We start from the raw sequence: 24,666 nt of genomic DNA, 5'->3' as shown, positions 1-24,666 counted from the left end.
AAAGGCGCATAACCATGCCCAGACGTTTCCCCCCAGTGCACGCGCTGTCCGCCTTCGAGGCGGCGGCGCGTGCCGGTTCATTTGCGGTCGCCGCGCAGCAGCTGTGCATTACGCCGTCGGCGTTGTCGCATCGCATTCGCCTGTTGGAGGAGTTTGTCGGCGACCGCTTGTTCGTGCGCGAAGGTCGTTCGCTGACGCTGTCGCCGTTCGGCCGCAGCTACCTGGACGTGGTATGCCAGGCGCTGCGCACGCTGACCGATTTCCCGCTTCCGCATCGCAGCGCGCCAGCTCAGCCGCGCGTCAAGATCACGGTGCCGCCGACCTTCGCGCGCTACCTGCTGATGCCGCGCCTGGCGGAGTTCACCGCGGTCCATCCCGGGATAGTGGTCGAAGTCTTCCTGTCGGTGCCGCTGTATGACCTGTGCCTGAACGAGACGGATCTGGAGGTGCGTTTCGGCGCCGGAAAATATCCCGACATGGTGACCACGCGCTTGTTCGGCGAGCCGGCGTTCGCCGTCGCCAGCCCCGCATACCTGGAGCGGATCGGCGGCCTGGAGACGCCGGTCGATCTGAAGAAAGCCACCTTGCTGCGCTCCGCGCTGGAGCAGTGGAAGCCGTGGTTCGAGCAGGCCGGCCTGGATTGGCCGGAACCGGTCGACGCGCTGCGCGTCGACGACCTGGGCCTGTTGCTGGAGGCGGTGCGCCATGGCCATGGCGTTGGATTGACGCGACAGCACTTCGCCCAGGACATGATCGCCAGCGGCGAAGTGGTGCAGCTGTTCGACGTGCGCCTGGCATCGCCGCCGCACGCCTATTACGTCGTGTACGAGCAGAGCGCCCGCAGCCGGCCGGAGGTGACGCTGTTCATCGACTGGCTGATGGCCGCCTATCCGGACCGCGAACGCGACGCATGAAAAATCTGCACTCCAGCGGTTAATTCTTTTCACCGCTGGAGCGCGCCGCAGGCCGCTACACTGGACGCCATTCCATCGCATCCAAGGCCACCCATGAACGCGCCGCTCGCACCACCGCCGCTGCCGCACGACCGCAAGCAGGCCATACTGGCCGCGCTGCGCGGCCTGCTTCCGCCGCATTGCCTGCTATCCGAGCAGGAAGACACCCGACCCTATGAATGCGACGGCCTGACCGCCTACCGGCAGCTGCCGCTGGCCGTGGCGCTGCCCGAGACGGAGGCGCAATTGATCGGGCTGCTGAAGGCGTGCTGCGAGCTGCGGGTGCCGATCGTGCCGCGTGGCGCCGGCACCGGCCTGTCCGGCGGTGCGATGCCGATAGCCGACGGCATCGTCATCTCGACCGCGAAAATGAGCCGCATCCTGGCGCTCGATCCGCTGGCGCGCACGGCGCGCGTGCAGCCCGGCGTGCGCAACCTGGCGATCTCCGAGGCCGCCGCAGCGCATGCGCTGTACTACGCGCCGGATCCGTCGTCGCAGATCGCCTGCACCATCGCCGGCAACGTGGCCGAGAACTCGGGTGGCGTGCATTGCCTCAAGTACGGCCTGACCCTGCACAACGTGATGCGGGTGCGGATGGTGTCGATAAATGGCGAGATTATCGAACTGGGTGGCGCCGCGCTGGATGCGCCGGGGCTCGATTTGCTGGCGGTGTTCATCGGTTCCGAGGGCATGCTGGGCGTGGTCACCGAAGTGACGGTGCGCCTGATTCCGAAACCACCGCTTGCGCGCGTCATCATGGCCTCGTTCGACGATGTGGTCACCGGCGGCGATGCGGTGGCGGAGGTGATCGCCGCCGGCATCATCCCGGCCGGGCTGGAAATGATGGACCGCACCAGCGTGCGCATGGTCGAGCCCTTCGTCAAGGCCGGCTACGACACCGACGCCGCCGCCATCCTGCTGTGCGAATCGGACGGCATGCCCGAAGAGGTGGAGGAGGAGATCGAGCGCATGAGCGAGGTGCTGCTGCGCGCCGGCGCCAGCGCCATCGCGGTGTCGCGCAGCGAGGCCGAGCGCATGCGCTTCTGGTCCGGCCGCAAGAACGCGTTTCCGGCTGCGGGGCGCCTCTCGCCCGACTACTACTGCATGGACGGCACCATCCCGCGCAAGCGCCTGGCCGAAGTCCTGCAGGGCATCGCCGCCATGGAACAGACCTACGGCCTGCGTTGCGCCAACGTGTTTCACGCCGGCGACGGCAACCTGCATCCGCTGATCATGTTCGACGCCAACCAGCCCGGCGAATTCGACCGCGCCGAACGCTTCGGCGAGGCGATCCTGGCACTGTGCGTGGAAGTGGGCGGCACCATCACCGGCGAACATGGCGTCGGCATCGAGAAGATCGACGCCATGTGCGGGCAGTTCACGGTGAACGAGGTGGCCGCCTTTATCGGCGTGAAGCGCGCCTTCGATGGCGCGTTCCTGCTCAATCCGAACAAAGCCATACCCACGCTGGATCGCTGCGCCGCATACGGCAAGCGGCAGGCGCGCGGCGGCGTGTTCAAGTTTGTCAAACAGGTGGGGGCATGACGATGGAATCGATAGTGAACCAGTTCCGCGACCGCATCGTGGCCGCCGGCGCGGCGCGCACGCCGCTGCGCGTGCGCGGCGGCGACAGCAAGAACTGGTATGGGCAAACGCCGCAAGGCGAGGTGCTGGAGACATCCGCCTACCAGGGTATCGTCGCCTATGAGCCGACCGAGCTGGTGGTGACGGCGCGCTGCGGCACGCCGCTGCGCGAGCTGGAACGGGAGCTTGCGTTGCAGGGACAGATGCTGGCGTTCGAGCCGCCCCATTTCGGTCCCGGCGCCACCGTGGGCGGCATGCTGGCCGCAGGGCTTTCCGGTCCGCGCCGCCAGAGCGTCGGCGCGGTGCGCGATTTCGTGCTCGGCGTGGTGCTGATGGATGGCCGCGGCGACCTGCTGCGCTTTGGCGGACAGGTGATGAAGAACGTCGCCGGCTACGATGTTTCGCGCCTGTTGGCCGGATCGCTGGGCATGCTGGGACTGGTGCTGGAAGTGTCGCTGAAGGTGCTGCCACGGCCGACGGCGGAAGCCACGCTGCGGCTGGAATTGGGGCAGGAGGAGGCCTTGCTGCGCCTGAACCAATGGGCGGGACAGCCGCTGCCGCTGTCGGCGTCCGCATGGCACGACGGCGGGTTGACGTTGCGCCTGTCCGGCGCGCGGGCGGCGGTGGCGGCGGCCGCGCTGCATATCGGCGGCGAAACGCTGGAGCCGGAAGCGGCCGCGCTTTGGTGGAGCGATTTGCGCGAGCACCGGCATGCCTGGTTCGATGGCTCGGAGCCGCCGCTGTGGCGGCTGTCGCTGCCGTCGACGACGCCGGCGCGGTCGCTGTCCGCATTGGACGACGGCATGCAGCTGATCGAATGGGGCGGCGCGCAGCGCTGGCTGCGCAGCGCGGCCGATCCGATCGCGCTGCGCGCGAAGGTGGCGGAGCTGGGCGGCCACGCCACCATGTTCCGCGGCGGCGACAAGCGGCATGGCGTGTTCCAGCCGCTGGCGCCGGCCGTGCAGGCGATCCATCGCACACTCAAACAGCAGTTCGACCCGGCCGGCATTTTCAATCCCGGCCGCATGTACCGGGACCTGTAAATCATGCAAACCAATCTGGCAGAACAATTCAAGAACACCGCCGACGGCGACGAGGCCGAAGCGATCCTGCGCGCCTGCGTGCATTGCGGCTTCTGCACCGCGACCTGTCCCACCTACCAGTTGCTGGGCGACGAGCTCGATGGGCCGCGCGGCCGCATCTACCTGATCAAGCAGGTGCTGGAAGGGCAGGCGGCCACGGAGCGCACGCAGCTGCACCTGGACCGCTGCCTGAGCTGCCGCAACTGCGAGAGCACTTGTCCGTCCGGCGTGCAGTATGGGCGCCTGCTCGACATCGGCCGCAAGGTGGTGGAGCAGCAGGTGGGCCGGCCGGCGCGCCAGCGTTATCAGCGCCTGTTGCTGAAGGAGGCGCTGCCGCGCGCCTGGCTGTTCCGGCCGGCGATGAAGCTGGGGCGCATGATGCGTCCGCTGCTGCCGGCGGCGCTGCGGGAAAAGGTGCAGCCGCTGCCGGCGGCCGGTGCTTGGCCGGCGGGCGGACAGTCGCGCAAGATGCTGCTGCTGGACGGTTGCGTGCAGCCGGAGATGGCGCCGAATATCAACAGCGCCGCCGCGCGCATCCTGGCGGCGCTGGATGTGGAACTGGTGGTGGCGCCGCGCGCCGGCTGCTGCGGCGCGCTACGCTACCACCTGGCCGACCACGACGGTGGGCTGGATGACATGCGGCGCAATATCGATGCGTGGTGGCCGCTGCTGGAAGCGGGCGCGGAAGCGATCGTCATGACCGCATCCGGCTGCGGCGCCACGGTCAAGGAATACGGCCATCTGCTGCGGGACGATCCTGTGTATGCAGGCAAGGCGCGGCGGGTCTCGGAACTGACGCGCGACATCAGCGAGATCCTGTGCGACGAGCAGGACGGCTTGCTGGCGTTGCTGAAGCAGCGGCCACCGGCCGAGCCGGTGGCGTTTCATCCGCCATGCACGCTGCAGCATGCGCAGCGCATACGCGGCAAGGTCGAAGAGCTGCTACGTGCCGCCGGCGTCGACGTGCGCCTGTGCGCCGACAGTCATTTGTGCTGCGGCTCGGCCGGCACGTACTCGCTGCTGCAGCCGGAGCTGTCGCAGCAGCTGCGCGACCGCAAGCTGTCCAGTTTACAGGCCACCGGCGCGTCCCGCATCGTGTCCGCCAATATCGGCTGCCAAAGCCATTTGCAATCGGGGACGCCGATGCCGGTGGGGCACTGGATCGAATTGATCGACCAGATGCTCGCCTAGTTGTTCATGCGCTGGGTATGCGTCCATTGGTGGTCGGACGCATACACCGCCGAGCTGTAGGTGCGGTAGGTCTGGCCTTCGCCCGGCCACGGGTTCATGATGTACACGTAGTTGACGCCGTTGACGGTTTCATAGCCGCGTCCCACCATGATGTGGCCGCCGCCGCCGCTCCAGCCGTAGCGGATCACGAACGGCCGGTTGGCGTTGATGTCGGACACCACGCTGTTCCAGGACGAGGCCGAGTTGTAGGCGGTGTTGGTCACGCCCCAGGCCTTCAGGATGTTTTGCACGCTGCCATTGCTGCCGTACATGCTGTTGGGCTGGTTGGCGTAGCTGTTCCAGTTGAAGGTCGAATTGCCGCAGGCGTAGTTCAGGCCGAAGGCCCAATTGACGATCTGGCACTGGCTGGGGGTTTTTCCGTAGAAGTTCAGTACCGCCTTGCTGGAGCCGGCCCAGCACCACTGGCTATGCTCCTGCGTGACCAGCGGCACGTTCAGGGTTTTCCATTGCGCGAAGGCGGACGGCAGCGCGGCCAGCAGGCCGGCGCTCAAGATCAGGCTGTTCAATTTTTTCATGTGGTTCTCCTTGTCTCACGCGGCTCAGCGCGTACTGTCCAGATTTTTTTTGACTGCCACGCGCAGCGGCTCCAGCAGCTCGCTCGCCTCCAGCAAGCCGTCGCCGGCGCCTTTGTGCTGCAGCAGCAGCGACTGGCGCGCCGAATGCAAGGGCGCAAAGCGCACCGCGCCGTTCTGGGCGGAGCGCACTTCCAGGAAATCGGACTGGGCCTGGTAGATGCGCAGCACGCGCACATTCGAGCGTTCCGCGTTGGCGTAGGCGGCCATTGCCGCGTCCAGGTCCTTGGCCAGCACGGATGCGCCATAGGCCACCGTTTCCCACTTGCCGTTGATCTGCTCGACCGTGGCCAGGCCGATCGGCTGCTCGTTGAGGGTGATGACGAAGCGCCAGATGCCGGTCGGCCTGGCCATCGCCTTCATCTCGCGGCGGCCGGCCAGCAGCTCGGCCGGATCGACGGTGTAGACTGGGAAACCGTAAGCGATGCGGGCGTCCTTCAGGTCCTGCACGTCGGCCACTTCCAGCGGGAAGCCTTGCGGCGCGCTGCCGGCGTGGTGCTGCACCTGGTATTGAACGAACTGGGTGAAGTCGCGCCGGGCGGCGTTGGCGGCGCCGTCGAGTTGCGCTTGCGGCGAGGCGTTGAGCGGCGCGGTTTGCGCGTACAGCGCGGGGCAGGGCAGGCTCAGGCAGCCTGCGACGGCCAGTCCAAGTAAGGTTGAAATACGCGGCATGGTAGCGGTCTCCTCTTGCGGATGGAATAAGGTGGGGCGCTGCCGGCGGGTGGGGGGCAGCGCAGCCATTCTAGGTAATCCAAAATGCAAGTTTGTCGATTTTGTATAATTGAGACAGACAGCCGGCGGCTTTTCCGTTTTTTAACATTCAAAAGACGTGACGTATTGCAACGTGTCATCACAATTGCTGTCCACGTGCAGAATTGGGTTGTATTATTAAGCCCATCGTCTTGTTCATTCCACCGAGGTGCATTCATGTCAGAAGCAAAAAAATACCGTCTGGTAACGCGCAGCGACTTCGACGGTTTGGTGTGCGCAGTCCTGTTGAAACACCTGGACATGATCGATGAGATCCTGTTTGTGCATCCGAAGGATATGCAGGACGGCAAGATCGCCATCAGCGACAACGACATCACCACCAATCTGCCGTTCGTGCCGGGCGTGCATATCGCTTTCGACCACCACCTGTCGGAAACCATCCGCAACACCGGCGAGCGCAAGAACCACGTGATCCATCCCGAGGCGCCGTCGGCGGCGCGGGTGGTGTACGACTACTACGGCGCCGAGAAAGCGTTCCCGGCCTCCTGGCAGGACATGATGGTGGCGGTGGACAAGGGCGACGCGGCCCGCTTCAACGAGCAGGAGGTGCTCAATCCCGAAGGCTGGGATCTGCTGAACTTCCTGATGGACGCGCGTACCGGGCTGGGCCGCTTCCGCGAGTTCCGCATCTCGAACTACAACCTGATGATGGACTTGATCGATTACTGCAAGAACCACACGATCGCCGAGATCATGGCCTTGCCGGACGTGAGGGAGCGCAAGGACCTGTACTTCGAGCATGCCGAGAAGTGCAAGGAGCAGATCCGCCGCTGTGCGACGGTGCACAAGAACCTGGTGGTGCTGGATCTGCGCGACGAAGAGATCATCTACGCCGGCAACCGCTTCATCATCTACGCGATGTATCCGCAGACGAATATCTCGATCCACGTGCTGTGGGGCTTGAAGAACCAGAACACCGTGTTCGCCACCGGCAAGTCGATCCTGAACCGCACGTCGAACACCAATATCGGCGCGCTGATGCTGGAATACGGCGGCGGCGGGCATGAGAACGCCGGCACCTGCCAGGTCGACAACGAGCGTTCGGAAGAGGTATTGGACGCGCTGATCGCCCGAATAAATTCGGAGGGTTGATGAAAAAAACGCCATGTCAGCGGCAAGCCGACATGGCGGTTTTTTTATCGCCCGGTTAATCCGGCAGGCGTATTCTGAAATGGAAGATGCGCTGTTTGCTGGTACTGTCGGGATCGCAGACATTACCTGTATTCGGTACTTTGTACGGATTTGGACAAGCCACCAATATTCCGTCTATCACATTCTTCTCGATGACTTCGGCGCCCGGTGTCGGATCGATCACCTGACCGCCACGCGGTACGGCCAGAACCGTGCCCAGCAGCCAGTTCCGTTGCAGTCCTCCGCTCAGATCCGTACCGGTTCCCAGGCTGAACGCATGGGTGGACGGGTTTTCACTGATCGGGTACAGGATGAAGTTTCCGCTGTTCACCGACGCGCTCCAAAGTAGCCATAACCTGTGGCTGCTGTCTTCAACGATGCGCAACTCGCCATATTGCGGCAATTGAGTCCAGCGAGCGTTGTATAGCGCATCTCGGTTGGAGTTGCTTACTGCCAGATAGAATCCTCTGATTTCTGAAGATGATTCAACATAGTAACTCGAGAACATGCGTCCACGACTGTCGATGAAGCTGTCCAGTTGACGCGCAACCGGAGCGGACGGAGGTGGAGGGGATGGTAGCTGAACGGTTGGTGCCTGAACGGGGACCGGCTGATATGGTCCGAATAGCTCATTCTCGAACCATTGGGCATCGCTGTCGATCCCGGTTTGGTATTGCCGGGCGCCGTTGAATACATACGCGGCGCCACCCAGATCCTTATAAATGGAGGCGCTCTTGAGGATATCGCTTTGCGAGCTGGCGATCAGGCGGGTCGGATCGCCATAGCCGCCGGGGAATAGATAATCGTAAGCATGCCGTTCCCCGATGGACCTCTTTACTTTCGTGCCCCATGTCCAGGCGGATACACCATCGTACTTGCCGCAGATGTAGTGTGTTTCCGTGTGCAGCGTATCGGATTCAAGAGACGCTTTCAGGCACAGGCGTCCGTCGGGGCCGATGCCGGCGCCCGCATAGTGGCGGCCGGTGAGCACTTGCCAGCCGCTGCCAATCGCCGATGGCGTGAAGCCGGGCGACGCATAGGCTGTGGGGGCCGAGCCAGGGAAGGCTATGACATAAGCGAGGTCGGTGACTGGATCGCGCATCAGCATCACGTCGTCGGTCGACTCCCCGGTCTTTTCCTCTTGCCAAGCAGTAGTGCCGGCCGGTCGCTTCATCAGACGCCAGTGCACGATACCGTCGGTGGAGCGGGGCAGATAAAGTACGCGCAGCGTGCCATCGTTGTGGCGGGTAATGCGGGTCTGGTTGCGGCCCCATTCGTTGTAAATCGGTGAGCCCGCATTGCCGTCGTCGGCCACCTGCTGAAACACTTCCAGCGTCGGCTTGGGGACGGACTGGAGGCTGACGGCCTTGCCGCCGCCTTTTAATCTGGTGGTGGCGTTATCGGTTTCATTGCTGCCGCCGCAGCCAGTCAAGGCGGCAGCCGCAGCCAAACATAGCGCTTTGATGCGTAGAGGTGATTGCATTGGATATTTTCCCGGAATGATTGATAAAAATACTTTCAATATTATCAATCATAATGCTATGCCGGGAAGGAAAAACGCCGTGTGCGCTTAGCGACGCTCAAGATCGTCGCTAAGCCACGCAGCGTTTTTTTATTCTGCTTCTTTTTCAGGCAGGGCGATCTGGTTGTCCACGCTGAACTGGTAGTCCTTGAACACGTGCTCGGCGGTGAGCAGCTGGTATTCGCCGCTGGCCTTCTTGTGCGAGGTGTCCTTCAGGCGATAGGTATAGTGGCCGCAGGTCCAGCAGTTGAAGTTGCGCATGTGGGTGCACAGGCAGGTCTTGTCCATCACCACGATGTTCTTCTCGTCCGGATGCGCCGCCACTTCGCGGTTGTAGGAATTGATGTAGGCGCAGTTGCCGGTCGCGTCCAGCAGATAGCCATACGACTCGCAACCCGGACGGATGCCGGCGCCGATCGCCGGCGTGTTCTTGAGCATGCGCATCGGGTAGCCGGTCGGCGACACGCCATTGACGATGATGTCCTCTTCCGACGCCTTGAAGTATTCCTGCTTGACCTTGGCCGGCAGGCCGCATTCGTTGGTCACGGTGAAGCGGGTCGCCACCTGCACGCCCGCCGCGCCCGCTTCCATGAAGCGTACCGCGTCGCTGCCGGTGAAGATGCCGCCGGCCGCGATCAGCGGGATCTCGAGATTCTCCGCCTTCAGGTAGTCCAGCAGTTCCTGGGTGATGGTCATCAGGTCGTACTCGGCCCAGTCCATGCCGAAGCCCAGGTGGCCGCCGGCCAGCGGGCCTTCGACGATGATGTAGTCCGGCAGGCGGTCCAGCTTGGCGTTCTTGCGCAGGAAGATCTGCAGCGCGCGCACCGACGAGACGATGATGCCCAGCTTGGCTTCGCGGAAACGCGGGTGCTCGGCCATCAGCGCGAACGAGCCGAAGTGCAGGCCGGCCGACAGCGTGATGCCGTCGATGCCGGCGTCCAGCGCCGCGTTGAGGCGGGTGCGCAGGGTTTCGCGCGGGCCGTTCATGGTCAGCTTTTCCATGCAGTTGACGAAGATCAGGCCGGGGCCTTGCTTGGCCGCCATGGTGGCGCCGATGTGGCGGCGCTGCGCGTCGGCCAGGCGTTCCAGGTCGAACTGCACCACGGACTTGTCCATGTTGTTGATATTGAACTTGTAGAGCTTGGTCTTGTCCTTGACGAAGCTGGTGTCGAACTTGCGGTCCGACACGTCTTCCACCATGGCGTCCGAGATATGGCCGATGCCGCCCAGGCGGGCTGCTTCCAGCGCCAGCTCGGACGTCGAAATATCCACGCCCATTCCGCCGACCATGATGGGAACGTACTCGTTTTTGCCAAAGCGCAGGCGGAAATCATCAACACGTTTCATTGCTATCCTTAGACTACCGTAGTGGTTGCCGGGAACAAAGCCCGGCGCTATGCGTAATATGCGGTCGCGCGGTAGTACACACCTTGCATGGAGCCCGGTTCGATTCTACTCCATGTGTACTACAGCATTGTGACGCCGCGGCGGGCGTCGCGCGAACGGCTCAGTCGCGGAAGTTGTTGAATTCCAGCGGCATCTCCGGCACGTCCTTGCGCAGCATGGCCATGGCCGCTTGCAGGTCGTCGCGCTTGGCGCCGGTGACGCGCACGGCTTCGCCCTGGATGCTCGCTTGCACTTTCATCTTGCTATCCTTGATGACGCGCACGATCTTCTTGGCGTCGTCGGATTCGATGCCGTTTTTGATCTTGATCACTTGCTTGACCTTGTCGCCGCCAATTTTCTTGATGTCGCCGTCTTCCAGGAAGCGCACGTCAACCTTGCGCTTGGACAGCTTGTTGGTCAACACGTCACGTACCTGCTGCAGCTGGAATTCGGAGTCGGCGACGACGGTCAATTCGTTTTCCTTGTGCTCGACGGAGGCGCCGGTGCCCTTGAAGTCAAAACGGGTGGCGATTTCTTTCTGAGATTGCTCGACGGCATTCTTTACTTCGATCATATCGGCTTCGGAGACTACATCAAACGACGGCATAACTATTTCCTTTTCGTGTGGCATGCAGCGTGTATCAGACCCGCTGCATCAAAGACTGACATTTTAACGGACAACCGGCCCGATGCCGCCATATCGGCGCTGGTTTTTTGCTTGTTTCGCTCTATAATCGATGAAATTTCCCAGGTTTTTCCTCCATGCATCCACAGTCAGCCATTCAATACCAGTTCCCACTCCAGTCTCTTAATACATTCGGCATTGCTGCGACCGCGCACGCGTATTTGCGCGTGACGAAAACTGAGCAGCTGCTCGGCGTTTTTGCCGATGCGGCCTGGCTTGCCGCGCCCAAGCTGGTATTGGGCGGCGGCAGCAATGTGCTGTTGACCGGAGACTTTGCCGGACTGGTTTTGCACATCGCATTGCAGGGCCGCGCAGTGCTGGCCGGCGATGAGCGCCACCACCATGTGCGCGCGGCGGCCGGCGAGAACTGGCACGAGTTCGTGCAATGGACGCTGGCGCAGGGCGTGGGCGGGCTGGAAAACCTGTCGCTGATACCGGGCACGGTGGGGGCGGCGCCGATCCAGAACATCGGCGCCTACGGCCTGGAAACCAAGGATGTATTCCACAGCGTGACGGTGTTCGATCCGTCGAACGGCAGCACCCGCACGATGGATGCCGCCGCCTGCCGCTTCGGCTATCGCGACAGCATCTTCAAGCAGGACGGCGGCCGCCACCTGATCATCCTCGACGTCTGCTTCGCGCTGCCGAAGCAGTGGCAACCCAACCTGCGCTACGCCGAACTGGCGCAGGCGGTGGCGGAGCAGGGCCTGGCCGCGCCGAGCGCGCAACAGGTGGCCGACACGGTGATCGCGATCCGCCGCCGCAAGCTGCCCGATCCCGCGGTGATCGGCAACGCGGGCAGTTTCTTCAAGAACCCGGTGGTGACGGGCGCGCAATGCGCGGCGTTGCTGGAGCGCTTCCCCACGCTGGTGCACCACGCGCAGCCGGATGGCAGCGAGAAGCTGGCGGCGGGGTGGCTGATCGATCAATGCGGATGGAAGGGGCGCAACCTGGGCGCGGCGGGCGTGTACCCGAAACAGGCGCTGGTGCTGGTCAACAACGGCGGCGCGCAAGGCGCCGATGTGGTGGCGCTGGCGCGCGCGATCCAGGCCGACGTGCAGGCGCGCTATGGCGTGCTGTTGGAACCGGAGCCGGTGTTCATTTAGAAAAGGCGGGCTCGCGGCCCGCCTTGCACAACTTTAGCCGAAGTGGCAGACGTAATCGACCGTCTCGACGGTCTCGATGTCAAAGCTCGAATTGCCGCCCACTTTGAATTCCTGGCCCGCGGCGTAGGTCTGCCATTCGCTGGCGCCGGCCAGGCGCACCTTGCACACGCCGCCGATGATCTCCATCGTTTCCGGCGCGCCGGTGTTGAAGGTCAGGCTGGAAGGGAAGATGACGCCGACGCTTTTCTTGCTGCCGTCGGCGAAGATCACATTGTGCGAAACGCATTTGCCGTCGAAGTAGATATTCGATTTCTTGACGACGCTGACTTGATCAAATTGAGCACTCATGCTGCTGTTTTTCCTTGGTTCGATACGGAGGGGAGACCAGGCAGGTCGTGCGCGTTCACCACGCGGTTGCGGCCGGCGTGCTTGGCGGCATACAGGGCCTGGTCGGCTTGCTGGATCAGCTGCTCGATGCTGGAGGCGGGCGACGGCACCACGCTGGCCACGCCTACCGACATGGTCAAGGTGGTGAAGCCGGCATGCGCCTGCGGATTCTCGATGGCTAGCTGCTCCAAATGGCGGCGGCACGACTCGGCCACGATCAGTGCCCCAGTCAGTGGTGTATCCGGCAGGATAATGGCGAATTCCTCGCCGCCGTAGCGCGCGGCCAGGTCGGCCGGTCGCTTGAGGTGTTCGGTCAATACGGCGGCCACTTTTTTCAGGCACAAATCGCCCGCCAGGTGGCCGAAGCTGTCGTTGTACAGCTTGAAAGAATCCACGTCGCACAGCAGCAGCGTCAAAGGCTGCTTGTCGCGCTGGCCGCGCTGCCATTCGAGCTGCATGCTGTCGTCGAAGTGGCGGCGGTTGGCGATGCCGGTCAGGCCGTCGAGCGCGGCCAGCTTGCGCAGTTCGATGTTGGCGTCGGCCAGCTGCTTCTGGCTCTCGCGCAGGAAGCGGAAGGCCTGGTCGCGTTGCAGCCGGTTGATGTGGGCGCCGGAGTGGTAGCGCACGCGCGCCAGCAGCTCCAGCTTGTCGGGCAGCTTGACCATGTAGTCGTTGGCGCCGGTGGCGAAGCTGTGCGCCTTGAGCTTGGGGTCTTCCTTGGCCGAGAGCACGATCACCGGCACGTTGCGCAGCTCTTCGCATTCCCGATACAGCTGGATCAAGCCGAAGCCGTCGATGGCCGGCATCACCAGGTCCTGCAGGATCACGGTGGGTTGCAACTGCCGCGCGCTTTCCAGGGCCAGGGGGGCGTCGGTCACGTAGTGGAATTCGATATCGGCCTGGTCGCTCAACATGCGGCGCACCGCCTCGACGATGATCAACTGGTCGTCCACCAGCAATACCCTGACCTTGAAGGCGGTCAGCGTATGTTCCGGATCTGCTGCGGTTGCAAGTACTTCGGACATCGGTGTTCTCTTTAAAGGTCAATCAGCTGCGGCCGCCCAGGGTGCTGCGCAAGACTGGGCCGATCTTCGCCAGCGGTAAAATCATCTGCGCCGCATCCAGCTCGGCGGCGGCGCGCGGCATGCCGTAGACGGCGCTGCTGGCCTGGTCCTGGGCGATGGTGACATGGCCGGCGCGGCGCATGGCCAGCAAGCCATCGGCGCCGTCGCGGCCCATGCCGGTCAGCAGCACGCCGACCGCTTCGCCCTTCCAGTGCTGCGCCACGCAGTGGAAAAACACGTCGACCGAAGGACGGTAGGCGTAGTCCTTCGGGTTTGCATCGTAACGCAAGCGATAGTTTTGATCCAGCGTTAAGTGGTCGTTGCTCTTGGCGATCAGGACGGTGCCGGCCACCAGTTCGTCGCCTTCCTCGATGGCGCGCACCGGCATCTCCAGCTGTTCGCCCAGCCAGCGGGCGAAATTGTCGGCGAAGTGCTGGTCGATATGCTGCACCACCACCACCGCGCAGCCGCGCGGCGGCTTCCATCCCGCCAGCATCTTGGACACCGCCATCGGTCCGCCGGTGGAGGCGCCGATCGCCAGCAGCGAGGTGACGCGCGCCATCGCCTCCTGCCCCTCGGCGCCGTTGCCGTTGGCATAGGCCGCCGTTTTCGGCATCATCGCCTGGCTGCCGCCGCTGTGGCGTATCAGCTTGTCCATGGTGCGGATCTTGGCCAGCAGTTCGGCATCGCCGCCCGGTTTGCCTTGCAGTACCGGGGTCGCCGTCACGTCCAGCGCGCCGGCGCCCAGCGCCCGGAACACCTGGTTGACGTTGTCCTGCGGCCGCCCGGTCACCACCAGGATGGCGCATGGGCTTTGCTCCATGATCTGCCGGGTCGCCTCGACGCCGTCCAGCTCCGGCATGTTCAGGTCCATCAGGATCAGGTCGGGACGGTTGTCCGCGCACATGCGCACCGCCTCCGCACCAGTGCGGGCGATCCACAGCACCTGGTGCTCCGCCGTGCTGGCGACCACCCGCCGCAGCGCTTCGGCCGCCATGGCGACATCGTTGGCGATGGCGATTTTCACCTGCGGGCATCTCCTATCAGATCGTTGACGGCGTCGAGCAGCGTCTCGTCGTGGAAGCTGCCCTTGGTCAGGTAGTAGTCGGCGCCGGCCGACAGCCCGCGCGCGCGGTCTTCCGGACGGTCCTTGTAAGAGACTATCATGACTGGCAGTTTATGCAGGTGGATGTCCTTTTTGATCAGGGTGACCAGTTCGATGCCGTCCATGCGCGGCATGTCGACGTCGGTGATCACCAGGTCGTAGTCGCCGCTGCGCACCACGTTCCAGCCGTCGATGCCGTCGATCGCGATATCGACCAGGAAGCCGCGGCCGAGCAGCAGTTTGCGCTCCATCTCGCGCACCGTGAGCGAATCGTCCACCACCAGTATGCGCTTGGTCTTGCGGCGCTCGGCCTGGTCGGACTTGGCCAGTTGATGCAGGCCGCCTTCGTGCAGCAGCTTGTCGATCGAGAGCAGCAGGTCGGGCACGTCGAGGATCAGCACCGGCTCGCCGTCGTCGAGCAGGGCGGCGGAGGAGATGTCGCGCATCTTGCCGAAGATCGGGTCGAGCGCCTGCACCGCCAGGCTTTGTTCGCCGCGTATCGCTTCCACCACCAGCGCGTAGCGGCGCGCGCCGGTGCCGATGACCACCACCGCCAGCTCGTCGCTGCTGGCGTCGGTGTCGCCCAGTTCCAGCACCTGCGCCGCCGAGACCAGGCCCAGGTGCTCGCCGCCCAGATCGAAGAACTGCTTGCTCTCGAGCGTGTGGATGGCCGCCTGCGCCACCTTGACCACGCGCTCGACCTGCACGATGGGTACGGCGTAGGCCTCGCCCTTGATGTCCACCACCAGCGCGCGCACGATCGATTGCGTCAGCGGCAGCGTGATGTAGGTGCGGAAGCCGGCGCCCAGTTCCGATTCGATGCGCACGGTGCCGTTCTGCGAGCGTATGGTTTCGTGCACGATGTCCAGACCGACGCCGCGCCCGGAAATCTCGGTGGTGTTTTCCTTCAGGCTGAAGGCCGGCAGGAACAGGAACTCCAGCAGCTCGGCCGGCGACAGCGAGGCCGCCATCTGCGGGCTGGCCATCTTGCGTTCCACCACGCGAGTGCGGATTTTTTCCAGGTCCACGCCACGGCCGTCGTCGCTGATCTCGATGCTGAGCATGCCGGCGCGGTGCTTCGCCTCCAGCACGATGGCGCCGGTGCCGGGCTTGCCGGCGGCGCCGCGGCCGTCCGGGGCATCCATACCGTGGTCGACGGCGTTGCGCAGTATGTGGTTGAGCGGACTTTCGATCCTGGCCAGGATGTCGCGGTCGACCAGCGTATCCTCGCCGACGATCTGCAGCTGCACGTCCTTGCCCATGCCGCGGGCCAGGTCGCGCACCATGCGCGGGAAGGCCTGCACGCCGTCGCGGAAGGGGCGCATGCGCAGCGTCAGCACCTCGTCCACCATGCTTTGCGAAACGGCCAGCAGGCGGCGCTCGTAGGCCTCGATATCGGCGATGTGCTCCAGCACGAACTGCTTGAGCGGGTGGGTCTTTTGCAGCGCCAGCAGCGACTTCTCTTTCAGGGCGGCGTCGCTGCTGTTGGCGATCGCCTCGTGCAGTTGCTCGACCAGCGCGAACAGGCTGCTCTGGTTGCGCTTGAAGCGCTGCATGTCCTGGATGAAGGGATGCATCTGGTGTGCGTTGATGCGCGACTCGCTGGCCAGCGACAGCAGCCGGTCGAAGTTCTGCGCGGCTTTCAGCGCCGCCGGCGTGCGCGGCGCGATAGCCGGCGCTTCCTCGGCGACGGCGGCCGGCGCGGCGGGCTCGCTGGACGCGCCGGCGGGCGGCAGGCCGGCTTGCGCCCGCAGGTTCACCGGCTCGGGCAGGAAGGCGATGCTGGCGATGGCGTCCAGCGTCTGCTTGATCAACGCGGCGTTGGCGGACAGCCAGGCGTCGACTCCGCTGTCCTGCAGGCGCGACAGCTGGAGGATCAGGTCGACTCCCGCCAGCAGCACGTCGACGCGGTTGGGCGAGAGCGCCAGTTTGCCGTGCTGGGCGGCGATGAATGCGTCCTCCATGCCATGCGCCAGCTGCACCACCACTTCCAGGCCGACGATGGCGGCCGCGCCCTTGATCGAGTGCGCCGCGCGCATCATCGATTCGATGGCGCCGGCGTCGTCCTTCAGGCGCTCCATGGCCAGCAGGCCGTCGGTCAGGATCTGGGTCTGGCTTTCGGCCTCCATGCGGAACAGGTCGAGCATGGAAAACTGGCTCAGGTCGCCGTTGCCGGTGTTGTCGCCGCTCTGGCTCATCGCAGTACCCTCGCAAGTTGGTAGCCGATCAGCGCGGAATCGAGCACGCCGATATGCATGTCTTCATGCGCTATCACGCCCGACAGGAAGCGCGACAGGCCTTTGTTGATGGTGGCGGCCGGCGCCTGTACCGAGGCGCTGGCGTAGCGCAGTATGCCGTGCAGGTCGGCCACCGGCAGCGCATAGGCCTGGTCCTCCCACTGCGTCAGCAGCAGGCGCGCAAAGGTGTGGCGGTTGGTGGCGGCCTCGCCCTCGTTTTCGTCGATGCCCAGCAGCGCCGCCAGCGACATGCACGGATACAGCGTGCCGCCGACGTTGACGATGCCGCTCAAGCCGCGTTCCGCGCGGTGCGGCAGGCGGTGCGGCTTGGCCTGCTGCGCCACCGCGACGAACATCCTGGTCGGCAGCGACAGCCATTCGCGGCCGATGCGGAACACCAGGCAGGAGGCGTCCAGTTGCTGCGTGCCGGCGGCGGCCTGGCGGAAGTGGACGGCCCAGTCCTTTTTGTAGTCGTCGCCGACGGCGCGCTGCAGGTTGCGCTGAGCGGCCGCCGCGTACACTTCGCAGTTGCGGCAATGGACCGCCTGCTCCAGCTTCTCGCAGCTTTGGTCGCCGACAACGCCGATGCGGTTCCAGCAGTCGTCGATGCTGGCGATGGCGATAGGGGAGGTGGTGGTGTTCATGGTCGGTCGCCCTTAAGATCCTTGCTGGCGTTTGTAGATGCGCGCGGCGCGGGCTTTCAGCGCGGTGGCGGCGTCGGGGTCGTTGTTGGTCTCGGCCAGCAGGGCCAGGTGGCACAGCGCTTCGTAGTGGTCCGGTTGCAGGTAGATGCAGCGCTTCCAGTAGTCTTCCGCGAGCTGGCGCTTGTTCGTCAGCTCGTTGACCAGGCCGAGGATGAAATAGGCTTCCGCCGAATCGGGCGCCTGCGCCAGGTGGTCGCGGCTGGTGTTTTCGGCTTCCTTCAGTAGGCCCAGGTCGGCCAGCCGGCGCGCCTCGGCCAGCAGGTCGATGGCGGCCGGCGTCGCAGGCGCCGGAACGGGCACAGGCGCCAACGAAGGCGCGCAGACGGCCGGTGGAGCGGCACGGCGCGCGGTGCGCGGCGCCGGCTTGGTCGCCGGCTTGACGGCGGGCGCCGGCCGCGCGGCTTCCTTCCTCAGGCCGAAAGCCTGCGGATACTGGAGCGGCGTAAAACCATGCTGGCAGAACGACGGCACCTCGGCGTAGCCGGCGAACAGCAGGCCGCTTTCGCCCAGCAAGGCTTCCAGCTTGGCGATGGCCGTCTTGGTGGTGGTTTTGTCGAAGTAGATCAGCAGATTGCGGCAAAAGATCACGTCGTAGTGTCCGGTGCGCGCGCCCAGGTCGAACTCCAGCAGGTTGCCCTGTTTGAAGCGCACCTGCTGGCGCAAGGCGTCGCTGATGCGATAGTCTTCGCCGTCGCTGCCGAAGTGGCGGTCGCGGAAGCCCAGGTCCTGGCTGCGGAAGGCGTTGCGGCCGTAGACGCCGCTCTTGGCGCGCTCCACGCAGCCGGGGCTGATGTCGAAGGCGTCGATGATGTAGCTGGCGCGCGGCACGCCGGCATCGGCCAGCACCATCGCCATCGTGTACGGCTCTTCGCCGCCGGCGCAGGGGACCGACAGGATGCGCACCATGTGGTTGGCGTTGGCGGCCAGGCGCGCGCGGATAAATTCGAGCGCCGCCTGGAAGGCTTGCGGATCGCGGTAGAACCACGACTCCGGCACCACCACCAGTTCCACCAGCGCGGTCAGTTCCTCGGGCGTCATCCGGTCCAGGTAGGCGTCCTGGTTGGCGGCGGGGTTTTGCTCCATGCGGTGCCGGATGGCGCGCTCGACCGCGGACCTGGACAGCGTCAGGCCGGTCGCCTCGTGCAGCATGGATTGGGCTGGTGTCATGTCTGGAACAGCATCGCGCGCAGCGATGCTGGCAGCAGTTGTTCAAGTTCCACCAGTTGCAGCATGCCCGCCGCATCGCTGGCGACCTGGCCGAGGAAGGGCGCCGCCAGCACGCCGCTGTTGGCCAGCTGCGCCTCGGCCACCTCCTGCACGCCCAGCACACGCTCCGCGCGCAGGCCGAGCAGATGGTCCGTGCCTTCCGGCGTGTGGTAATCCACCACGATGATGCGGGTGTCGAAATGGTCGGCGCCGCTGGCCATGCCGCTGGCGCGGCACAAGTCGATCACCGGCACCGACTGGCCGTGGAAGTCCATCAGGCCGGCGACGGCGTCCGGCGCCAGCGGCAGGTGCTTCAGTTCCAGCAGCGGCAGCACGCGCACCACGTCGCGCAGGCGCAGGCCGTAGCGGTCGGCGCCGATGTGGAAAATCAGCAGTTTCATCGCACGCTCCGGTCAGGCCGCGACGGCGAAGTTGGCGACGCTGGTTTGCAAATCTCCCGCCGCGTACTGCAGCTGGTGCACCGCTTCGCTGGTGGCCTTGAGCGACTCCACCGTCTGCTGGGTGGCGTCGTTGAGCTGCATCATGGTTTCCGAAATCTGCTGCGCGCCGACCGCCTGCGACTGCATCCCCTGCAGCACGGCGTCGAACTGCGGCGCCAGTTTCTGCACCTGGTCCATCACCCCCGACAGTTGGTCGGTCACCTGGCGCACCTCGCCCACGCTGCGGCGGATCTCTTCGGAGAATTTGTCCATGCCCATCACGCTGGCCGACACCGCCGACTGCATCTCCTTGAGCATCTGCTCGATGTCCCAGGTGGAGACCGAGGTCTGGTCGGCCAGGCGGCGGATTTCGGTGGCCACCACCGAGAAACCGCGTCCGGCCTCGCCGGCCTTCTCGGCTTCGATGGCGGCGTTGAGCGAGAGGATGTTGGTCTGGTCGGCCACCTTGGTGATGGTGATCAAAACGCTGTTGATGTTGGAAGCCTTTTCCGACAGGGCGGCCAGCTTGGCGTTGATCGAATCGGTGGCGGTGACCATGTGCTGCATGGTGCTGTCCATGCGGCGCAGGTTGGTCTGGGCGTCGGCGGTGGCGCTGGTGGTGTAGTCGGCCACCGCGGTGGCGTCCTCCATGGTCTTGAGCAGCTGCGAGGTGTTGGCGGAGATTTCCTTGGTGGTGCTGAGGATCTCGACGCTGGTCTGGGCCTGCTCGATGCCGGTCGCCTCTTGCTGCCTGGCCGAGGCGGCGATCTCGGTGGCCGAGGTGGTGACCTGGATGCCGGCCTTCTGCACGTTGTTGAGCAGCGCGCGCAGGTTCTCGAACATGCGGTCCAGGCCATGCGCCAGCTGGCCGATGGCGTCGCTGCCGGCCACCTCGATCTTGCCGGTCAAATCGCCGGCGGCGGCCTTGGAGACCACGCCGAGCAGGGAGTCGACCTTGGACTTGAGCAGGTTGGTGGCGGCCAGCTCGTTGGCCTGGTTGTCCTGGATCGATTGGGCCATGCGGTTGAACTCCTTCGTCACCAGGCCCAGTTCATCGGCCGACAGCACCGCCGCCCGCGCGGACTGCTCGCCGGCGGCGATGCGGCCCACCGCGTGCGTGAGGTTGTTCAATGGCGTCAGCAGCGAGCGTCCCAGCAACCATGCGATCATCGCCGACAGTAGCACGCAGGCCAAGCCGCCGGCGCTCAACACCTGGCGCATGGTTTCCTGCAAGCGGTTCGAGGCCTCGGAGCGCTCCTCCAGCAGCGCGCGTTCCTCCTTCTTCGCCTGGCCCAGCAGTTTGTAAATGTCGGAGATCGCGACATTGCCGTTCGACAGAGACCCGGTATGACCCATGATGTCGGCGGCTCCCGGCTTGTCGCCCAGTTCCTTGCGTTCGGCCAGCTGCGCCTCGATGACTTCCTTGATCCACCGGGCGATCATGCCTTCCACCTTTTTGAGGCGCTCGACCTGGATCGCATTGTCGCTGGTCAGTTTTTGCATCGCCTGGAGCGAGCCGGGAAGGTCCGCCAGTTCTTTGTGGGTGCGATCGGCGCGGACCGGATCACCGGTCAGGTAGTAGCCGCGCGCTTCCACCTGCACTTGCACCATGTCGTTGCTCAGCTGGTCGATGGACTGGATCACTTCCATCGTATGCCGGTCCAACCTGTTGGCGTCGGACAGGCTGTTGAACCGGTTGTAAGCGATCGATAACAGCAGCAGGATGATGGCGAGGATGGCGCCAAAACTCAGATACAGCTTGCTCTTGATGCTCAAATCTTTATACATTTTCTCTCCAGGCGCCGCGATTGTCGCGGCATTGTCCCACGCTCAAGCCGCCACGGAAAAGTTGGCGACGCTGTTTTGCAAGTCTCCCGCCGCGTACTGCAACTGGTGCACCGTTTCGCTGGTGGCCTTGAGCGATCCCACCGTTTGCCGGGTGGCCTCGCTCAGTTGCACCATGGTCTCCGAGATCTGCTGCGCGCCGACCGCCTGCGACTGCGTCCCCTGCAGCACGGCGTCGAATTGCGGCGCCAGTTTCTGCACCTGGCCCATCACGCCGGACAGCTGGTCGGTCACCTGACGCACCTCGCCCACGCTGCGGCGGATCTCTTCGGAGAATTTGTCCATGCCCATCACGCTGGCCGACACCGCCGACTGCATCTCCTTGAGCATCTGCTCGATGTCCCAGGTGGACACCGAGGTCTGGTCGGCCAGGCGGCGGATTTCGGTGGCCACCACCGAGAAGCCGCGTCCGGCCTCGCCGGCCTTCTCGGCTTCGATGGCGGCGTTGAGCGAGAGGATGTTGGTCTGGTCGGCCACCTTGGTGATGGTGATCAGAACGCTGTTGATGTTGGAAGCCTTTTCCGACAGGGCGGCCAGCTTGGCGTTGATCGAATCGGTGGCGTCCTCCATGGTTTTCAACAGCTGCGAGGTGTTGGCGGAGATTTCCTTGGTGGTGCTGAGGATCTCGACGCTGGTCTGCGCCTGCTCGATGCCGGTGGCCTGCTGCTGCCTGGCCGATGCGGCGATCTCGGTGGCCGAGGTGGTGACCAGGATGCCGGCCTTCTGCACGTTGTTGAGCAGCGCGCGCAGGTTCTCGAACATGCGGTCCAGGCCATGCGCCAGCTGGCCGATGGCGTCGCTGCCGGCCACCTCGATCTTGGCGGTCAAATCGCCGGCGGCGGCCTTGGAGACCACGCCGAGCAGGGAGTCGACCTTGGACTTGAGCCGGTTGGTGGCGGCCAGCTCGTTGGCCTGGTTGTCCTGGATGGACTGCGCCATGCGGTTGAACTCCGTCGTCACCCGGCCCAGTTCATCGGCCGACAGGACCGCCGCCCGTGCCGACGGTTCGCCGCCGGCGATGCGGCCCACCGCGTGCGTCAGGTTGTTCAATGGCGTCAGCAGTTTTTGAAGACGGCGTTCCAGACTGGCCTCGGCATCGGCGCAGGCGGAGAGCAGCTGGTCGTCGCCGCTGAGCACATAGCCGCGTTCCGCCGACTGCAGTTCCAGCACCGCGATCGAGGTGCGGTCGGCCACGCGCAGCACTGCGCCGAAGCCGGCGGTGAGTTTCGTCTTGATACCCAGATTTTTTAACATATGCGCTCCACGAAAGGCCAGCTGTGGATGCAATGTATCATTTTGTCGTCCGTCGTGGAGGACAAAAAAAAGGACCGCCGGTTAAGTTGGCGATCCCTTGGCTGCTACAAGTCGTGCTTACTGGCCGCGCTTCAGGCGCGCGTTGGCGGCGATGCGCATGCGCAGCGCGTTCAGCTTGATGAAGCCGCCGGCGTCGGCCTGGTTGTAGGCGCCGCCGTCTTCGTCGAAGGTGGCGATGGTCATGTCGAACAGCGAGTCGGTCTTGGAATCGCGCGAGACGACGATCACATTGCCCTTGTACAGCTTGACGCGCACCCAGCCGTTGACGGTCGCTTGCGTGTGGTCGATCAGGGTCTGGATGGCGACGCGCTCCGGCGCCCACCAGTAGCCGTTGTAGATCATCGACGCGTAGCGCGGCATCAGGTCGTCCTTCAGGTGGGCCACTTCGCGGTCCAGCGTGATCGATTCGATGGCGCGGTGCGCCTTGAGCATGATGGTGCCGCCAGGGGTTTCGTAGCAGCCGCGCGACTTCATGCCGACGTAGCGGTTTTCCACCAGGTCCAGGCGGCCGATGCCATGCTTGCCGCCCAGGCGATTGAGTTCGGTCAGCACGGTGGCCGGCGACATGCGCACGCCGTTCAGGGCGACGATGTCGCCTTTTTCGTATTCGATGTCCAGGTATTCCGGCTGGTCCGGCGCCGCCTCGGGGCTGACGCTCCAGCGCCACATGGTTTCCTCGGCTTCGGCGCTCGGGTTTTCCAGGTGGCGGCCTTCGAAGGAGATGTGCAGCAGGTTGGCGTCCATCGAGTAGGGCGCGCCGCCGTTCTTGTGCTTCATGTCGATGTCGATGCCGGCGTCTTCCGCGTACTTCAGCAGTTTTTCGCGCGACAGCAGGTCCCATTCGCGCCATGGCGCGATGATCTTCACGCCCGGCTTGAGCGCGTAGGCGCCCAGTTCGAAGCGCACCTGGTCGTTGCCCTTGCCGGTGGCGCCGTGCGAGATGGCGTCGGCGCCGGTCTCGTTGGCGATCTCGATCAGGCGCTTGGCGATCAGCGGACGCGCGATCGAGGTGCCCAGCAGGTATTCGCCCTCGTACACGGTGTTGGCGCGGAACATGGGGAACACGAAGTCGCGCACGAATTCTTCGCGCACGTCGTCGATGTAGATGTTCTCCGGCTTGATGCCGAACTTGATCGCCTTGGCGCGCGCCGGCTCCAGCTCTTCGCCCTGGCCCAGGTCGGCCGTGAAGGTGACGATCTCGCACTGGTAGTTATCTTGCAGCCATTTGAGGATGACGGAGGTATCGAGGCCGCCCGAGTAGGCGAGGACTACTTTTTTAATATCGCTCATGCTAGTTCCAATTGGTGGGTAGTGTTAGGTGTTGTCTGCGCTGGCGCTTGAATTCACGCGGCCGATCAGCAGGTACTCGATCAGCGCCTTCTGGATGTGCAGGCGGTTTTCCGCCTCGTCCCAGACCACCGACTGCGGGCCGTCGATGACGTCGGCCGAGACTTCCTCGCCGCGGTGGGCCGGCAGGCAGTGCATGAACAGCGCGTCCGGCGCGGCGCGCGACATCTTGGCGCTGTCGACGATCCAGCCGTCGAAGGCCTTCAGGCGGGCGGCGTTTTCTTCCTCGTAGCCCATGCTGGTCCAGACGTCGGTGTTGACCAGGTGCGCGCCCTGGCAGGCGTCGGACGGGTTCTCGAAGAAGGTGTAGCGGTCGGTCGAGACCAGCGACATGTCCATGTCGTAGCCCTTGGGCGTGGAGACGTTGACGTGGAAGCCGAAGACTTCGGCCGCCTGCAGCCAGGAGTACAGCATGTTGTTGGCGTCGCCCACCCAGGCCACGGTCTTGCCGGTGATCGGTCCGCGGTGCTCGTAGTAGGTGAAGATGTCGGCGAACACCTGGCATGGATGGTGTTCGTTGGTCAGGCCGTTGATCACCGGCACGCGCGAATTGGCGGCGAAACGCTCGATGATGTCCTGGCCGAAGGTGCGCACCATGATGATGTCGCACATGCGGCTCATGACCTGGCCGGCGTCTTCCACCGGTTCGCCGCGGCCCAGCTGCGAGTCGCGCGTGTTCAGGTAGATCGCGGCGCCGCCCAGCTGGTGCATGCCGGCCTCGAAGGAGAGGCGGGTGCGGGTCGAGTTCTTCTCGAACACCATGACCAGGGTGCGGTCGATCAGCGGGTGGTAGATCTCGTAGTTTTTGAACTTTCGTTTGATCAGGTGCGCGCGTTCGATGACGTATTCATACTCGTCTAACGTGAAGTCGGAAAACTGCAGGTAATGCTTGATCGGTTTTTGGATAGACATATTAACAACTGACAGGAGAGCAGGGCGTGGGGCGAGGTGCCTGGCCGGCTTAGCCGAACAAT

22 protein-coding genes are annotated in these 24,666 nt (G+C 64.3%); 6 read left to right on the top strand and 16 right to left on the bottom strand.

Annotated features, from left to right (window positions below; all coding sequences use genetic code 11):
- The first annotated feature begins 14 nt into the window (after nucleotides 1-14).
- From AC1RMD_RS27065 to glcF, 4 genes are all read left to right on the top strand, one after another.
- A complete protein-coding gene (locus AC1RMD_RS27065; protein ID WP_492931245.1) occupies nucleotides 15-914 on the top strand; it encodes a LysR substrate-binding domain-containing protein in 900 nt (299 codons plus the stop codon).
- Between the two features lie 93 nt (nucleotides 915-1,007).
- A complete protein-coding gene (locus AC1RMD_RS27060; RefSeq protein ID WP_492931243.1) occupies nucleotides 1,008-2,498 on the top strand; it encodes an FAD-linked oxidase C-terminal domain-containing protein in 1,491 nt (496 codons plus the stop codon).
- On the top strand, nucleotides 2,495-3,580 hold the full coding sequence (glcE, locus tag AC1RMD_RS27055) for a glycolate oxidase subunit GlcE (protein ID WP_492931241.1): 1,086 nt from the start codon (nucleotides 2,495-2,497) through the stop codon (nucleotides 3,578-3,580). The genes AC1RMD_RS27060 and glcE overlap by 4 nt, the downstream gene beginning before the upstream one ends.
- A gap of 3 nt (nucleotides 3,581-3,583) precedes the next feature.
- Nucleotides 3,584-4,810 (top strand): glycolate oxidase subunit GlcF, encoded by a 1,227-nt coding sequence (gene glcF, locus AC1RMD_RS27050; RefSeq protein ID WP_492931239.1) that lies wholly within the window; start codon nucleotides 3,584-3,586, stop codon nucleotides 4,808-4,810.
- Here the strand turns inward: glcF and AC1RMD_RS27045 are convergent.
- Nucleotides 4,807-5,385 (bottom strand): C39 family peptidase, encoded by a 579-nt coding sequence (locus AC1RMD_RS27045; protein WP_492931237.1) that lies wholly within the window; start codon nucleotides 5,383-5,385, stop codon nucleotides 4,807-4,809. The genes glcF and AC1RMD_RS27045 overlap by 4 nt on opposite strands.
- 24 nt (nucleotides 5,386-5,409) lie before the next feature.
- The gene (locus AC1RMD_RS27040) at nucleotides 5,410-6,114 is read right to left on the bottom strand and encodes a hypothetical protein (protein WP_492931235.1); all 705 of its coding nucleotides are present in this window, start codon (nucleotides 6,112-6,114) and stop codon (nucleotides 5,410-5,412) included.
- 255 nt (nucleotides 6,115-6,369) lie between these two features.
- Between AC1RMD_RS27040 and AC1RMD_RS27035 the strand changes: the two genes are divergently transcribed.
- Nucleotides 6,370-7,305, top strand: a complete 936-nt coding sequence (locus AC1RMD_RS27035) for an exopolyphosphatase (RefSeq protein WP_492931233.1) — start codon at nucleotides 6,370-6,372, stop codon at nucleotides 7,303-7,305.
- Between the two features lie 55 nt (nucleotides 7,306-7,360).
- Here the strand turns inward: AC1RMD_RS27035 and AC1RMD_RS27030 are convergent, their stop codons facing one another.
- From AC1RMD_RS27030 to AC1RMD_RS27020, 3 genes are all read right to left on the bottom strand, one after another.
- Nucleotides 7,361-8,866: a hypothetical protein gene (locus AC1RMD_RS27030; RefSeq protein ID WP_492931231.1), complete on the bottom strand. Its 1,506-nt coding sequence runs from the start codon at nucleotides 8,864-8,866 to the stop codon at nucleotides 7,361-7,363.
- Nucleotides 8,867-8,956: 90 nt separating this feature from the next.
- The gene (locus tag AC1RMD_RS27025; protein WP_492931229.1) at nucleotides 8,957-10,213 is read right to left on the bottom strand and encodes a nitronate monooxygenase; all 1,257 of its coding nucleotides are present in this window, start codon (nucleotides 10,211-10,213) and stop codon (nucleotides 8,957-8,959) included.
- A 160-nt stretch (nucleotides 10,214-10,373) separates the two neighbouring features.
- Nucleotides 10,374-10,859, bottom strand: a complete 486-nt coding sequence (locus AC1RMD_RS27020) for a YajQ family cyclic di-GMP-binding protein (RefSeq protein ID WP_020705685.1) — start codon at nucleotides 10,857-10,859, stop codon at nucleotides 10,374-10,376.
- A 155-nt stretch (nucleotides 10,860-11,014) separates the two neighbouring features.
- On the opposite strand from AC1RMD_RS27020, the gene murB reads away from it, so the two are divergent.
- The gene (murB, locus tag AC1RMD_RS27015; protein WP_492931227.1) at nucleotides 11,015-12,043 is read left to right on the top strand and encodes a UDP-N-acetylmuramate dehydrogenase; all 1,029 of its coding nucleotides are present in this window, start codon (nucleotides 11,015-11,017) and stop codon (nucleotides 12,041-12,043) included.
- Between the two features lie 33 nt (nucleotides 12,044-12,076).
- On the opposite strand, the gene ppnP is transcribed toward murB, so the two are convergent.
- From ppnP to argF, 11 genes are all read right to left on the bottom strand, one after another.
- The gene (ppnP, locus tag AC1RMD_RS27010) at nucleotides 12,077-12,391 is read right to left on the bottom strand and encodes a pyrimidine/purine nucleoside phosphorylase (protein WP_020705687.1); all 315 of its coding nucleotides are present in this window, start codon (nucleotides 12,389-12,391) and stop codon (nucleotides 12,077-12,079) included.
- Entirely contained in the window at nucleotides 12,388-13,455 is a 1,068-nt protein-coding gene (locus AC1RMD_RS27005) for a diguanylate cyclase (protein WP_492931225.1), read from the bottom strand. The genes ppnP and AC1RMD_RS27005 overlap by 4 nt, the downstream gene beginning before the upstream one ends.
- Nucleotides 13,456-13,477: 22 nt before the next feature.
- The gene (gene cheB / locus AC1RMD_RS27000) at nucleotides 13,478-14,521 is read right to left on the bottom strand and encodes a chemotaxis-specific protein-glutamate methyltransferase CheB (RefSeq protein ID WP_492931223.1); all 1,044 of its coding nucleotides are present in this window, start codon (nucleotides 14,519-14,521) and stop codon (nucleotides 13,478-13,480) included.
- Entirely contained in the window at nucleotides 14,518-16,797 is a 2,280-nt protein-coding gene (locus AC1RMD_RS26995; RefSeq protein WP_492931221.1) for a hybrid sensor histidine kinase/response regulator, read from the bottom strand. The genes cheB and AC1RMD_RS26995 overlap by 4 nt, the downstream gene beginning before the upstream one ends.
- Nucleotides 16,794-17,480 (bottom strand): chemotaxis protein CheW, encoded by a 687-nt coding sequence (locus AC1RMD_RS26990; RefSeq protein WP_492931219.1) that lies wholly within the window; start codon nucleotides 17,478-17,480, stop codon nucleotides 16,794-16,796. The genes AC1RMD_RS26995 and AC1RMD_RS26990 overlap by 4 nt, the downstream gene beginning before the upstream one ends.
- 12 nt (nucleotides 17,481-17,492) lie before the next feature.
- Nucleotides 17,493-18,707, bottom strand: coding sequence for a CheR family methyltransferase (locus AC1RMD_RS26985; protein WP_492931217.1), 1,215 nt, complete (start codon nucleotides 18,705-18,707; stop codon nucleotides 17,493-17,495).
- Nucleotides 18,704-19,147 (bottom strand): chemotaxis protein CheW, encoded by a 444-nt coding sequence (locus AC1RMD_RS26980; protein ID WP_492931215.1) that lies wholly within the window; start codon nucleotides 19,145-19,147, stop codon nucleotides 18,704-18,706. The genes AC1RMD_RS26985 and AC1RMD_RS26980 overlap by 4 nt, the downstream gene beginning before the upstream one ends.
- A gap of 12 nt (nucleotides 19,148-19,159) precedes the next feature.
- On the bottom strand, nucleotides 19,160-20,974 hold the full coding sequence (locus AC1RMD_RS26975) for a methyl-accepting chemotaxis protein (RefSeq protein WP_492931213.1): 1,815 nt from the start codon (nucleotides 20,972-20,974) through the stop codon (nucleotides 19,160-19,162).
- A 42-nt stretch (nucleotides 20,975-21,016) separates the two neighbouring features.
- Nucleotides 21,017-22,285 (bottom strand): methyl-accepting chemotaxis protein, encoded by a 1,269-nt coding sequence (locus tag AC1RMD_RS26970; protein WP_492931211.1) that lies wholly within the window; start codon nucleotides 22,283-22,285, stop codon nucleotides 21,017-21,019.
- A gap of 117 nt (nucleotides 22,286-22,402) precedes the next feature.
- On the bottom strand, nucleotides 22,403-23,635 hold the full coding sequence (locus AC1RMD_RS26965; RefSeq protein WP_116989397.1) for an argininosuccinate synthase: 1,233 nt from the start codon (nucleotides 23,633-23,635) through the stop codon (nucleotides 22,403-22,405).
- A gap of 24 nt (nucleotides 23,636-23,659) precedes the next feature.
- Nucleotides 23,660-24,604, bottom strand: a complete 945-nt coding sequence (argF, locus tag AC1RMD_RS26960; protein WP_492931209.1) for an ornithine carbamoyltransferase — start codon at nucleotides 24,602-24,604, stop codon at nucleotides 23,660-23,662.
- Nucleotides 24,605-24,666: the final 62 nt, after the last annotated feature.

This window comes from Duganella sp. GW822-FHT06D06 (genome assembly GCF_058799615.1).
This window is presented reverse-complemented; position numbering and strand designations above follow the sequence as displayed.